This is a genomic window from Salinibacterium sp. VpJ6, assembly GCF_059767345.1.
Window position 1 is genome coordinate 915,659 of the sequence record NZ_JBSOQL010000001.1, and the last position, 13,112, is coordinate 928,770.

The window sequence follows — 13,112 nt, forward strand, 5'->3', positions numbered from 1 at the left end:
CTCCCCCGGCGAAACCGCCCGGTGCGGGGTTCTTCGTTTAACACCAAAAGAGGGACACAACCGCGATAACAGTTGTGCCCCTCCCGAGGTTGTGGGCTCTACTTAGCCGACACAGTCTCCTGTGACGACAGTGCGTAGCCCGACTCGCCGTGGACGGCGAGGTCGATACCGGCGATTTCTTCTTCCGAAGTAACGCGGAATCCGATGGTCTTCTGAATCGCGGTTCCGATCAGCCAGGAGGCTGCGAAGGAGAAGATAGCTACGGCGAGAACGCTGATGGTCTGAACAACCAGCTGGCCTGCATCTCCACCGGTGAAGAGACCAGTGTCGGTGGCGAAGAAGCCGAGGTAGATCGTTCCGATGATGCCGGCAACGAGGTGGAGGCCCACTACGTCGAGCGAGTCATCGAAGCCGAGGTTGAACTTGAGCTCGATGGCGAGAGCACAAACAGCACCGGCGATCAGACCGAGGATGAGTGCCCAACCGGGCGTCAAGTTTGCACAAGCGGGAGTGATGGCAACGAGACCAGCGACAACACCCGAAACGGCGCCGACGGCGGTGGCCTTACCGGTGCGGAGCTTCTCCACAACGATCCAACCGAGGATTGCTGCTGCAGGAGCGGCGAGCGTGTTGAACACGATCAGGCCGGCTTCGTCGGGGTCGCTAGCGGCACCGGCGTTGAATCCGAACCAACCGAACCAGAGCAGTGCGGCACCGATAAGAACCAGGGGCACATTGTGAGGCTGCGTGATGTCCTTGTTGAAGCCAACGCGCTTTCCGAGAACCAGAGCGAGACCAAGTGCAGCTGCACCAGCGTTGATGTGAACTGCAGTACCACCGGCGTAGTCGATTACGGCGGGAAGACCACCGAGGATGTCACCGAGGTTCTGAATCCAGCCGCCGCCCCAGACCCAGGCTGCGACGGGGAAGTAAACGAGAGTTGCCCAGACACCGGTGTAGATCATCCACGGACCGAAGCGAGCACGGTCAGCGATGGCACCCGAGATCAGTGCGGTCGTGATGATGGCGAAAGTTCCACCGAAAGCAACGAAGAGGAGGTCAGAACCGGCTACGCCTTCTTGACCGAAGTTGCTGAACGGGTTACCGGAGAACGACCAGACTGAACCGTCGATCGAGCTCATGTTTGCGCCGATGAGGATCCAGAGAACGGCGACAAGGCCGAGAGATCCGAAGCTCATCATCATCATGCTGACTACGGACTTCTCTTTGACGAGTCCACCGTAAAAGAATGCCAAACCGGGGGTCATAAGCAGCACAAGTGCAGTGCTAATGAGTACCCAAACCACTGTATCCATCTCAACCTCTTTCGCTTTGTGTGCCTGGTGCACACGTGTCGCTGTGGCGGATTTCGGTGAGTGTCGGGTTATTCCACTCCCACCGACCCGCACGACAAAGCATCGCGGCTTAGCGTTTCGGTAACCCCTCAGTTATGTTTCGCGCACATTAAACGTGCAGCGCGGGTGTTACGGAAAAGTTTCGAGAACCCCGAGGTATTCGGTGAATCGACTGTCAGTTGTGGCTACGGAGTCGGAATCCCACCATTGGCGTTGAGCGTTTCACCCACCACGTAACTGGATTCGGCGGAGGCGAGGAACACATACGCGGGTGCCATCTCTGCGGGCTGCCCCGCGCGACCCAGCGGGGTATCGTGACCAAAGCTGGTGATCTTCTCTTGCGGCTGACCATCCGTGACTTGGAGTACCGTCCACACTGGGCCCGGAGCGACCGCGTTGACACGGATGCCTCGCTCCGCCAGCTGAGCCGCCGTCGCCTTAGTGAAGGTGTTGACTGCCGCCTTCGTCGTGGCGTAATCCACCAAAACGGGCGAAGGCTTATAGGCCTGAACAGACGTCGTGTTGATGATGCTCGACCCGGCAGGGAGATGTGGAAGCGCAGCCTTGGTAATCCAGAACATCGCATAGACGTTTGTCTTCATGGTCTGGTCGAAAGCCTCATCCGTCAGGTCTTCGAGCTTTTCGCAGAATACTTGCTTGCCAGCGTTATTGACGAGAGTGTCGAGGCCGCCCAGCTTCTCAACGGCGTCGGCGACCAGCGTGCGGCTTACCTCTGCGGTAGAGATATCACCCGGCAGAAGGTGCGCGTCTCGTCCTGCATCGCGCACGAGAGCGGCGATGCGCTCGGCATCGCTTTGTTCACTAGGCAGGTAGGACAGGGCAACATCCGCGCCTTCTCGAGCAAAGGCAATCGCGACCGCAGCCCCGATTCCCGAGTCGGCTCCGGTGATGAGCGCTTTGCGCCCAGCAAGCCGCCCGCTACCGCGGTAACTGTCTTCGCCAAGGTCGGCGCGAGGGTCAAGTTCGGAATCGAGGCCCGGCTCGGGCTGGTGTTGCTCCGGCGGTTCCACCTTGTCGAAGCGCGTAACGGGATCAAGGAAGGTGTACTGGTCGTGTGCCATGGTTTCCCTTTCGTTCGTGATGAGGCGGGATAACGCCACTTTCACCCTAGAAAGCCATCTCGATAAGGAGTGGAAAACTCATGAAACCGTGCAGCTTTTCCCAGCGAGCACAGAGAGTTTCCGGGGCCGCGCGAAGAACGTAGAGTTGGCGCATGGACGATACAGCTTCGGCAGGCACCCCCGATGGCGCTACTCCCCCAGCGAAGACGTCCCTCCTGCGTACGCGCATCCGCCAACTCACGACACCGTGGTGGCGCCTTCTTTGGCTCATCGGCGGTCTCGCGTGGGCCGTCGTGTTCAACATCGTGTACGTCACGACCGGCGGAACTCAGGAATGGTGGGGCATCGTCTCCGTTGTGCCCATTGCGTTGCTGCTGCTCGACCTCTTGCGCATTGAGCGACTCGAACGCGCGGCGGAACAAAAGCGTCAAGCCGCACTCAAGAAGTAGACGGCACAAGATACTTCTCTGGCAGTAGGCTGCTGACTCCCCTCGGCTGACTACCTCAGCGCCGCGATCGGCAAGACTGAGTGTTATGAATACCCCCATCATCCGAGTCAAGGATGTCCGCAAGTCTTACGGCAAGGGTCAGAACCGCTTTGACGCTCTCAAAGGTGTCACCTTCGACATCAACGAGGGCGAAAGCGTAGCGATCATCGGCAAGAGCGGCTCCGGAAAGTCGACCCTCATGCACGTGCTCGCACTCCTCGATGCGCCCACCTCAGGAACGGTGGAACTCGAAGGGGTCGACACCAGCACGTTGAAGGGCAAGAAACTCAATCGCGCGCGCAACAAGACGTTCGGGTTCGTATTTCAGCAGTTCTTTCTCACCGCCAACGTCTCCGTGTTGGAGAACGTGATGCTGCCCATGAAGATTGCCGGCGTGCGCCGCAGCGAGCGAAAAGCACGCGCCCACGCCGCCCTCGAGCAGTTGGAAATGGATGACAAAGCAGGCAACAAGGCCGTGAACCTCTCCGGTGGTCAGAAGCAGCGTTCGGTGATCGCCCGCGCGCTCGTGAACAACCCGCGCATCATCTTTGCGGATGAACCTACCGGAAACCTCGACACCACCACGGGCGGCGTTGTCGAAGACATTCTCTTTGCCCTCAACCGCGACAAAGGCATCACCCTGATCGTCGTCACCCACGATGAGGAGTTGGCTGCTCGCTGTGATCGCCGCATCTACATTCGTGACGGACTTCTCGTGAACGACACCACGGAGGTGGCCGCATGAACACTCTCGACCTGATCGGCTCTGCCGCATCCAATACGTTCCGCTCGAAGACCCGCACCGTACTGACGATTCTCGCGATCTTCGTCGGTGCCTTTACGCTCACCATCACCAATGGGCTTGGCACCGGCATCAACCGCTACATCGATGACACTGTGACCTCGATCGGCGCCGAAGACGTCATGACGGTGTCGGTGAGCCAAGACGCCAACGCCGGTTTCGCCGACAGCACTGGCCCTGCCGAGTACGATCCCGATGCCATCGCGAGCGACGGCTTCAACCGCCCAGGTTCGACCGTCGTCGCGCTTACTCCCGAAGATCTCGAGACTCTGGAGAACATTGAGGGTGTGCTCGATGTGGAAGCCACAAAATCCATCACGCTGGACTGGATCCAGGTGGGTGATGGCGCACAGTATTTGACCTCCGTTGGCGGACTCGTCGATGGTCAAACCGTACAGCTCGCTGCCGGCGAAGCTCCTTCAGCTGATTCGGATGCGTTCGAACTGAACGTGCCGATCTCCTACGTGGAGTCGCTCGGCTTTGCTGACGCTGATGCCGCAGTGGGCCAGACGCTCACGATCGCCATCACTGATGCTGAGCGCACTCAGCACCTCGTCGACGCCACCATCGTGGGCGTTGCTGAGGAAAGCATTGCGGCAACGGGCGCTGGCGGGCTCGTGGTGAACGACGCCCTGACCGACGAGCTGTACTCGACGCAAAACATCGGAATCGCGCTCGAGGAGCAGGAGCGTTACGCCCAAGCGAGCGTCCGCTTCGATGCTGCAGCCACGGATGCCGATGTCACGGCCCTCAAGGAACGCCTCACCAATGCCGGTTACACGGGCACCACCGTGGCCGACCAACTGGGAACGTTCAAGACCATCATCGACGCCATCGTGCTCGTGCTGAACGCCTTCGCGATCATCGCCTTGCTCGCCGCCAGCTTCGGTATCGTGAACACGCTGTTCATGTCGGTGCAGGAACGTACTCGCGAAATCGGCCTCATGAAAGCTATGGGCATGGGTGGCGGCAAGATCTTCGGACTCTTCAGCCTCGAAGCCGTCTTCATCGGCTTCCTCGGTAGCGCGATCGGTGTCGGCATCGGGATGCTCGTGGGAACCGGCATCAGTTCGGTACTCGCCGGGGCACTCCTCGCCGACCTCCCGGGGCTTACGCTGATCGCGTTCGATCCGCTCTCGATCAGCGTCATCATCCTCGTCGTCATGGCAATCGCGTTCCTCGCGGGCACGCTGCCCGCGGCCCGTGCAGCCAAGGCCGACCCGGTGGAGTCGCTGCGGTACGAATAGCCACGCAGCTCGGTAAACGACAAAGGCCGCAAGCAGTTACTTACTGCTTGCGGCCTTTGCTTTGCTCACTCAAAGCCGCTAACAATACACGTCGACCGCGAACAGACTCTCTGGTCGCGGGTATCGTGCGCGGGCGCAGCGCCTGCTCCTCAACCAGCAAATTCAATTTCCAGAGGAGCGAAACTAACTGGGCCAGGGCATTGCCTCAACCAACCTGCGCGCTCGGCGATAATCGGAATCTCGTAGTGATCGTCAATTACTAGCTCACCGGCTTCATCGGCGATAACGACACGGAGCGGGCCTTTCGCTCCTAAGGCCAAGTCGCCCTCCACCAAATACGGCGGCTCCTGAGGGACTGTCCAGCGGTAACCGTCTTCGCTAGCCAAAGGAGCAACGCTGCATGATTCACCAAAGCAGGCAGAAATCGAGTGATCGGCGGGAAGCGCCGTGTTCAATTCAATAACCGCAGGACTGCTGTTGACGTTCCCGATCGTCGTGCACGCGAAGCATCCCGGCAATGGGACCGTCGCGGCAGTCGCGATCGCCAGCATCTTCGTCAGCATCTTCGTCAGCCTAAGAATTTTTGACATGTTCTCATAATATTTACGGCACAAACGTCGAACAGCTTTACTGCCGTTTGTTATTAAAGCGAAACTGTGCGAGCCGCTGGCCTGCCAGCTCAGAGGTTCACAGGTTTACTTCGCTTAGTGCGGAACCATCACCGTACTTGTCGGCCGGAATGACGCTGAGCTTTCCGTTGGTTTCGAGAACGACGCATTTGATATCCGCGACTCCCCCTGCCCCACTCCCACGGATTGCTTGGCGAACCTCAGACTCAGTCAGTCGGCTGCGTTTCAGCGCATCGTGCCGCATCTCGCCGTCGCTCAAGAGCAGGACCGGACTGGATGTCACGATCTTTCGAGCGGCAGGCCAGCGAGCGGTCACCCCGGCCACGATGAATTGCAGCGCTGCGATCACCGCGAAAGCTACAAGACCTTCCGACCAGGAGACATCGGTATTAAGCAGCAGAGTGGCGAAAATCGATCCGAGCGCAACGGTCACGACGAAGTCAAAGACATTCAGTTGCGCCAGCGTGCGCTTGCCAGATATTCGCAACACGATAAGGAGCGTTGCGTAACCGGCTGCGCCGACCACCGCAATGCGAACCAGGTCAGGCCACGACTCGAACCACATGCAACTCATCCTCTCGATTCAGAGACGGCAAAACAGTGCTCTCCGTTTCGCCCGAGTCTTCTATGGTGCTGGTCGTTCGTGAGCGTGACCTGAATGTGAAGGCGCTCAATCGTCTTGGTGCCCCTGGAGGGATTCGAACCCCCGTCACTTCCCTCTGCCGGCCGGGCGAGTGCCCCAAAACCCTGGAAATCCAGAGCTATTGGGTGACCAGAGCCACGAATGATCTGCATCGTCTGCCCACAGTTGTGGGCAAAATGTGGGCAAACTTGGCCTGCATCAATGCCTTGTGATGCATCAGGACATAGGTGACAGTTCTGCATCAGGACATCGGTAACACTTCGCGCATCAGGACATCGGTGACACTTAGATGGTTTTGGGCTGGCGGCCTCGGGGTCGGCCGGAGCTGACGTATTTGGTGCCGGGTCGAGGCCATCGGTGCTTCATGATCTCGGTGCCTTGGTCGTCGAAGATCAGCAGGTGCTGGTCGGTCTCGATGAGATAGACGTTCCGGCCGGCCATGAGCCGGGTGACGTGGAACCGCGTCTGGCGGACTTGGACGATGCCGTTGCGGGCCACTCGCGTGGCGCGGATCCCGTCCCAGCCGACCGGTCGTATCTGGTTCCGGGGTCGGGGCGGGTCAGCCTTCGGCGTTGCCTCCCAGGCCTGCGCCGGGGTGATGCGGCCGGGCAGTGCTTGGTGGGGTCGCTCGACGTTATAGATCCGGTCGAACTCGTCGACCTGACCCTGCAGCTGCTCGAGGGTGCCGGCCAACGGTTGTTTGTCGAGCCATCGGAACAGGGTCTGGTGGAAGCGCTCGTTCTCGCCCTGAGTGGTCGGCTTATAGGGTTTGCCGGTGATCGGCTCGACGCCCAGCCTGGTGACGAAGGTGACGAGCTGGCCGACAGCTCCCCGCCTCGACGGGTTCAGCGCGGCGCCGTTGTCGGTGAGCAGCCGCTGCGGAACCCCGTGCGCGGTGATCCCTTTGCGGACGACGGCGATCGCGCCCTCGGAGGTTTCAGCCCAGGTGACATGGGAGGCGACCGCCAGGCGGGAGTGGTCATCGACCAGTTGGAAGATCACGCATTTGCGACCACCGGTGAGCACATACTCGGTCCCATCCAACTGCCAACAGGCGTTCGGGGCCGGATAGACGAACCTCCGAAACGACGCCCGAGGCTTCTTCCTCGGCTCAACCCGAGCAACCCCAGCATCCCGAAAGATCCGCGACAGAGACGCGGTCGAGGGGACCGGGCTCAGCCCCAGCGACCGCATCTTCTCGTGAACACTGATCGGCCCATGATCCAAACCAGACCGCTCCAGCGCCGCCCGGACCGCGACTGCCTGGGCCTTCACGTCGTCGGCCATCCGTTTCGGACTCGACCGCGGCCTCCGTGTTCTCGGCTCCAACGCCGCCGCTTGGCCCTCGTCGAGCGCCCTGCGTTTTATCGCGTAAAACGTCGTCCGGGAGATGCCCTCCTCGGCGCAGAACGTGGACACCGCGCCCCGCGGAGCATCGGGCGGCCACAGTGTAATCGCGAGACGGACACGAGGATCGACAGGCTCAAAGGGACTCATCCCTCAAACATCGAGGAGAAGTGTCACCACCAAACAGGCCCGAATGGTCACCGATCTATTGATGCAGAACTGTCACCGATGTCTTGATACATCACAAGGTCCCGCTACTACCGCAGCGAACTAGATCTCAACAAACGAACCGCAGGTTGGACAGCGCTATGTCGGCTCAGTCCACGGCCATATCGCTCGGAGGGACCAGGGGTTCATCATCGCTATCAAAGACAGACGAGCTCGCCGATCGGTCATCCCGCCACGTGCGAATTCCCGCGACAACCGAGATGATGATTACGACTACAGCGATGATGTACGCAACATTTTTGACACCGGGAATTGATGCTGCAAAGAATCCCGTGAGGGTGAGACCCACTCCCCACAAAATTGCGCCTACAAAGTTGCTGGACAAAAATCGGTAATAGTTCATGCGACTTATTCCGGCAATCGCGGGGATGACGACACGTCCCAGAGGTACGAAACGGGCGACGACTACAGACCACCAACCGTATTTGGCATAAAACTTCTCTGATGCTCTTATTGCACGCTGGAAACGCTCGCTCTTGCGCTTGTCGAGGTAGTCGCGACCTGCATGACGCCCAATAAAATAGCCCACTTGATCACCAAGAAAAGCTGAGCAGCCAACACCAAACGCGAGTACGACGATATTGAGTTCGGGATGAGCGGCTGCGGTTAGCCCAGCTGCAAACAGCAGTGAATCCCCGGTGACGAACGGAACAAATACTCCGACGAATAACGCAGTTCCGGCGAAAACGAGCAAGAAGACGACCGCATAAAAGACGAACGGGCCCACACCGTCGAAAAAGCTGATCAAATCAGTTTGCAGGCTTGAGGAATGCAAATCCGCAGCGTGCATCTGACTCCAATCTAAGGGTGACCTAACTCAACCGTATCCCAGAGTTGATGCCGCGCTTCTTTCGCGGTGGTTGGCGTGCGTCTGATTAGGTCGTGTGCTCTTTTTGTGGCCCGCTGAGATGGACGGAAACGTTGCAGCGCCCGACTCCTAGGCGCTGCCACGTTGAACTTGCTCATCGACTACCGACCGGGCGATGTCCGTACTGTGCCCGGTGCGGAGATTTCAGCGATCGAGTTGGCTTTATCGATCTTTAGGCGCGAGCGCAGCGCTAGGAACAGCAGGATCATTCCTACTGATATAAGGATGTGTCCCATGCCTGCGATCCCTGATATCGCCTTACTTGTCTCATCGCCAGTTACTTGCTGCATCCCATGCAGAACAAGCATTGCCGTTGTCATAAGCAGACCGATGTTGTAGATCCAGAAAAACCAAGGAAAGAGCTTGCTCGCCGACAGCGTGAATGTTTTTTCCAAGATGAGAACGATCAGCAGAACAATGAACCCCAGCACGAGCAAATGCGTGTGAACCACCGATAGTTGGGTGAATTGATCGTTGCCAAAGCCATTCGCTTTGGTGAACTCGCGATAAAACAGCCCAGACCCCACCCCGAGGACCATGTAGGCGAATGCGGCGTAAAACAACTTACTCATCTGGGTTTCCAATCAAATTGCGGATATATCAAGTCTCTCGGGCAACGCACAACGCTGCGTCGTACTAAAGATTGAATGTGCCACCAGCAATAAGACGCATCGGTCTCGCCATGACCTTTAAGTGCCCTCTCAAGATCGTGTTGACCGCCGCCGAAGGTCCACCGGGCTGCACCCTGGTCGCACTCTGGTCCCATTCTTGAAGAACAGTGAGCCCGTCAATAACCAACCTTTAGTTGACGCGGTCAGCATCGGTTATCTTCTACGATGGATTCCGCAGATCGTGGCTAGGCGAACATTAGGGACAAGTAATCCTGTGAATGCACCAGAGCGTGAATCAACAGACTGCTCGACGATCGAAATCTCAGGACGTAAAAAATGGATCGGGTTAGGGGTTCTTGCCGCCGGCCTGTCCATGATCGTGCTCGACGGCACAATCGTGGGGGTAGCCCTCCCCGTCCTTATCCGCGAGCTCTCCCTCTCTCTTAACGATGCTCAATGGGTGAACGGGATTTATGCGGTCGTGTTCGCCGCACTGCTGTTGACGGCCGGGCGACTGGGCGACCGTCTTGGACGCCGCCGAATGTTTATCGTCGGAGTCGTGATCTTCATGGCCGGGAGCGCGTGGGCAGCGTTCGCCACCGGTGGAGCAACGCTGATCGCGGCACGTGTCGTACAAGGGTTCGGAGGGGCCTTTATTCTTCCTTCTACGTTGTCGACCGTCAACGCCACGTTCCGCGGGAAGGACCGCGCAGTCGCTTTCGGAATTTGGGGTGCCGTTATTGCGGGTATGGCGGCATTCGGTCCCCTGCTTGGCGGATGGCTGACGTCGTCGTTCAGCTGGCAGTGGATTTTCATCGTGAACCTCCCGTTTGGGCTTCTGGTTCTCGTCGGGATCGTGCTCACCGTGCCCGAATCGAAAGCGACGATCCACGCACGCGGGATCGATGTCGACGGTCTGCTGCTGAGCGCTCTCGGGTTTGGTGGTGTGGTGTTTGCCCTTATCGAGGGCCCCAATCTCGGATGGTGGATTCCGACTCGTGATTTCAGCATGCTGGGATGGGTGTGGCCCGCCTCCGCCTCAATTTCTTTAGTGCCCATAGTTGGCGCGATCGGGACGGCAGCTCTGGTGCTATTCGTACTGTGGGAGCGACACCGTGCTCGTATCGGTCGGTCCGCGATCCTCGATGTAAGCCTGTTTTCGGTGGCCACATTCCGCTGGGGTAACCTTACTGCGCTGTGTGTCGCGATTGGCGAATTTGGACTTCTTTTTGTCCTCCCGTTATTTATCGTTAACGTACTTGGGCTGTCGACGCTGGGTGCAGGACTTGTTCTTGCTGCGATGGGCATCGGGGCGTTCATTTCGGGAGCACTGGCCCGCAGGCTCTCCGCACGCATGGGGCCGGTCAATGTTGTCGTACTCGGTCTGACGCTAGAGATCATCGGCGTCACCGTTACCGCCCTATTCCTCACCCCATCAATGCCGCCGGTCGTCTTGGCGGGGCTTTTAGTTGTCTATGGACTCGGCTTGGGGCTCGCGTCAGCCCAACTGACCGGCACCGTTCTGGTGGACATCCCCACCGCGCAATCGGGGCAAGGATCAGCGACACAAAGCACAGTGCGGCAGGTCGGCACGGCACTGGGAACAGCTCTGATCGGTGCAGTCTTTGCTGCGGGCCTGGCCCAAGCCATACCCGCACACCTGGATATCGTGCCCGATCTATCGGCGCAACAATCCCTACAGGTGGCCCAGATCGCGGAGGACTCGGCGGGAGGCTCTATCCCGGCGATCAGAGCGGGCCAGGGCGACCTTGGAGATACGGCTCCGGCTGTGGCGGACGCCCTCTCGAATGGTGTTGCCTCGGCAACGCGCACCGCGTTGTTTGGTGCTGCCAGCGCTCTCGCCCTTGGGCTGGTATTTGCATTCATGCTTAGATCACGAACATCACCATCAACTAAACAAGTCACGCCCGCTAGCGATGGCTGAAGCTTGCAAGTGGAACCATCGGTTCTCTTTAGTCGATGATGCCGAGTGCGCGAGCTTTGACGAGAGCTTTCGTGCGACTATCGACGTCCAGTTTGGTATACACGTGCACTAAGTGTGACTTGACGGTTGCTCCCGTGAGGAAGAGTATCCGGGCGATTTCGCTGTTCGAATGTCCCGCAGAAACTAACCGCAATACTTCTCGCTCCCGATCGCTCAGATTTGGGCGTGGAGCGCCCATCGTTGCGAGCACTCGCTGGGCCATGTCAGGGGCCAAGACCATTCTGCCCGCGGCTGCATCCTTGAGAGCCGCAGCGATCGTTGCTGGTGCGACGTCTTTGAGTAGGTACCCGGCAGCTCCCGCCTCAACGGCACGAAGAATGTCATGATCGTGGTCATAGGTGGTGAGGATAATGACGGCCGGGGGCGGGTCAAGGCGTCGAAGCGCAGCAGTAGTCTGGACCCCGTCCAACCCATCGCCCAAGCGCAAATCACACAGCACCACATCTGGTCGCAGTGTGCGAGCTAACGGCAGCGCCTCTTCACCAGATCCTGCCTCGCCGATCACAGAGACGCCGGACTCAGTGGCCAGAACGGCTCGCACCCCTGAACGAACTACCGGATGGTCATCGACCAACAACACCGTCACAGTCATGAAGTATCTCCATTCTTTCGTTGAATGAGTTGGCTGAGGGGCACGTGTGCTGATAGCGCAGTTCCGCTTCCTTCGGCGCTCTCGATGTCGAGGCCACCGCCAAGTTCAAGAAGTCTCGCGCGCATCGAATGAAGTCCGTAACCACTCGAGGTGCTCTCTGTGGTGTCACTCCACTTCCTGACATTGAAACCGTCACCGTCGTCGACGATGTCCAGCCGGGCGGTTTCTTCAGAATCGTCAAGTGTGACTACTACATGGTGAGCATTGGCGTGAAGTCGAACGTTCGACAGCGCCGATTGCGCCGTTCTCAAAAAGACGATTTCCGCCATAGCGGGGAAGGATGTAGAACTGTCATCAGCATGAAGCTCGGTTCGGATTCCTGTTTCTGCTGTAAGCCGCTGCAGCATCCTGCGCAACGCGCTGGCAAGTGCACCCTGTTGAAGTTCAGCGGGCGAAAGCGCATTGACAATACGCCGCACATCGACGAGTCCATCCAATGCGATCGTTTCGATGTGAGTAAGTGCGGTTGTGGTGTCACTCAGTTCTTTCCCGCTACCCGCACGAGTGATAAGAACTATCGCTGACAGTCCTTGAGCGATGGTGTCGTGGATATCGCGGGACAATCGCGTTCGTTCCTCGATAGCGCCCGATTCCCGTTGTGCCCGAGCAAGCTCGTCCTGTAGGGAGACCATTTCCTCCTGTGTCTTCACTAAAGAGTTGATTAGGCGTTGACGTTCGCGCGCATCCACGAGCAATTGCAAATATCCGCGGGAAATACCTAGAGCGAACACACCTCCGACTAGCGGTCCGATAACGAATGCATAAGAGGTGTTACCGGTTTGCACCAACGGAACGAGCACAACAGCGGCGAACACGAGAACACTGAAAATGATCGCCGGGCGCAGGTCTAGAAGATGTCCGGCTAGTAGCCAGAGCGGAAACGCAAGCCAAACAAACTCCATCGACACTGTGGCTAGCCCAAGCCAGAGTGCTGCTAGGCCGACCAGCCATACAGTTGACAGCCGATCTCCGACCACTCGTGGCGCTAGAAAAGACCCAAGGATGTACCAGCCGGCGAAGCAAACACTGAGGGAAAGAACGAGCACCGGCTCTGCGCCATCAATGATTGCCCGAACTATGCAGATGACGATGAGCACCACGGTGATGACATATTGGCCGTAGCGCATCGTCCGCATCGTGGTGCTCATCGTCATG

Annotated in this window: 13 protein-coding genes; 4 read left to right on the plus strand and 9 right to left on the minus strand. The window is 58.5% G+C overall.

All coding sequences use genetic code 11. The features are described 5' to 3' along the window. Positions 1 to 98: 98 nt before the first annotated feature. The gene (locus ACWTV1_RS04475; RefSeq protein ID WP_100388410.1) at positions 99 to 1,316 is read right to left on the minus strand and encodes an ammonium transporter; all 1,218 of its coding nucleotides are present in this window, start codon (positions 1,314 to 1,316) and stop codon (positions 99 to 101) included. A 224-nt stretch (positions 1,317 to 1,540) separates the two neighbouring features. Next, positions 1,541 to 2,437 carry an SDR family oxidoreductase gene (locus tag ACWTV1_RS04480; protein ID WP_498504290.1) on the minus strand — a complete coding sequence of 299 codons (897 nt, stop codon included), beginning with the start codon at positions 2,435 to 2,437 and terminating at the stop codon, positions 1,541 to 1,543. Positions 2,438 to 2,589: 152 nt separating this feature from the next. Between ACWTV1_RS04480 and ACWTV1_RS04485 the strand changes: the two genes are divergently transcribed. The 3 genes from ACWTV1_RS04485 to ACWTV1_RS04495 all read left to right on the plus strand — a co-directional run bounded on the left by ACWTV1_RS04485 (position 2,590) and on the right by ACWTV1_RS04495 (position 4,974). Beyond that, positions 2,590 to 2,886, plus strand: coding sequence for a hypothetical protein (locus ACWTV1_RS04485; protein WP_341619386.1), 297 nt, complete (start codon positions 2,590 to 2,592; stop codon positions 2,884 to 2,886). An 85-nt stretch (positions 2,887 to 2,971) separates the two neighbouring features. Next, the gene (locus ACWTV1_RS04490) at positions 2,972 to 3,670 is read left to right on the plus strand and encodes an ABC transporter ATP-binding protein (RefSeq protein ID WP_498504291.1); all 699 of its coding nucleotides are present in this window, start codon (positions 2,972 to 2,974) and stop codon (positions 3,668 to 3,670) included. Then, positions 3,667 to 4,974, plus strand: a complete 1,308-nt coding sequence (locus tag ACWTV1_RS04495; protein ID WP_498504292.1) for an ABC transporter permease — start codon at positions 3,667 to 3,669, stop codon at positions 4,972 to 4,974. Before ACWTV1_RS04490 ends, ACWTV1_RS04495 begins: the two co-directional genes overlap by 4 nt. 149 nt (positions 4,975 to 5,123) lie before the next feature. On the opposite strand, the gene ACWTV1_RS04500 is transcribed toward ACWTV1_RS04495, so the two are convergent. From ACWTV1_RS04500 to ACWTV1_RS04520, 5 genes are all read right to left on the minus strand, one after another. Continuing rightward, positions 5,124 to 5,564, minus strand: a complete 441-nt coding sequence (locus ACWTV1_RS04500) for a hypothetical protein (RefSeq protein WP_498504293.1) — start codon at positions 5,562 to 5,564, stop codon at positions 5,124 to 5,126. Between the two features lie 97 nt (positions 5,565 to 5,661). Further along, positions 5,662 to 6,168 (minus strand): DUF421 domain-containing protein, encoded by a 507-nt coding sequence (locus ACWTV1_RS04505; protein ID WP_498504294.1) that lies wholly within the window; start codon positions 6,166 to 6,168, stop codon positions 5,662 to 5,664. Positions 6,169 to 6,531: 363 nt separating this feature from the next. Continuing rightward, positions 6,532 to 7,743, minus strand: coding sequence for an integrase core domain-containing protein (locus ACWTV1_RS04510; protein WP_498504295.1), 1,212 nt, complete (start codon positions 7,741 to 7,743; stop codon positions 6,532 to 6,534). Between the two features lie 166 nt (positions 7,744 to 7,909). After that, positions 7,910 to 8,611, minus strand: a complete 702-nt coding sequence (locus ACWTV1_RS04515) for a DedA family protein (protein WP_498504296.1) — start codon at positions 8,609 to 8,611, stop codon at positions 7,910 to 7,912. A 179-nt stretch (positions 8,612 to 8,790) separates the two neighbouring features. Then, positions 8,791 to 9,261, minus strand: coding sequence for a DUF2871 domain-containing protein (locus ACWTV1_RS04520; protein WP_498504297.1), 471 nt, complete (start codon positions 9,259 to 9,261; stop codon positions 8,791 to 8,793). A 313-nt stretch (positions 9,262 to 9,574) separates the two neighbouring features. Between ACWTV1_RS04520 and ACWTV1_RS04525 the strand changes: the two genes are divergently transcribed. Continuing rightward, positions 9,575 to 11,245 carry a DHA2 family efflux MFS transporter permease subunit gene (locus tag ACWTV1_RS04525; RefSeq protein WP_498504298.1) on the plus strand — a complete coding sequence of 557 codons (1,671 nt, stop codon included), beginning with the start codon at positions 9,575 to 9,577 and terminating at the stop codon, positions 11,243 to 11,245. Between the two features lie 28 nt (positions 11,246 to 11,273). Here the strand turns inward: ACWTV1_RS04525 and ACWTV1_RS04530 are convergent, their stop codons facing one another. Further along, the gene (locus ACWTV1_RS04530; protein WP_498504299.1) at positions 11,274 to 11,897 is read right to left on the minus strand and encodes a response regulator; all 624 of its coding nucleotides are present in this window, start codon (positions 11,895 to 11,897) and stop codon (positions 11,274 to 11,276) included. Further along, the gene (locus tag ACWTV1_RS04535) at positions 11,894 to 13,111 is read right to left on the minus strand and encodes a sensor histidine kinase (protein ID WP_498504300.1); all 1,218 of its coding nucleotides are present in this window, start codon (positions 13,109 to 13,111) and stop codon (positions 11,894 to 11,896) included. Before ACWTV1_RS04535 ends, ACWTV1_RS04530 begins: the two co-directional genes overlap by 4 nt. Position 13,112 lies beyond the last annotated feature (1 nt).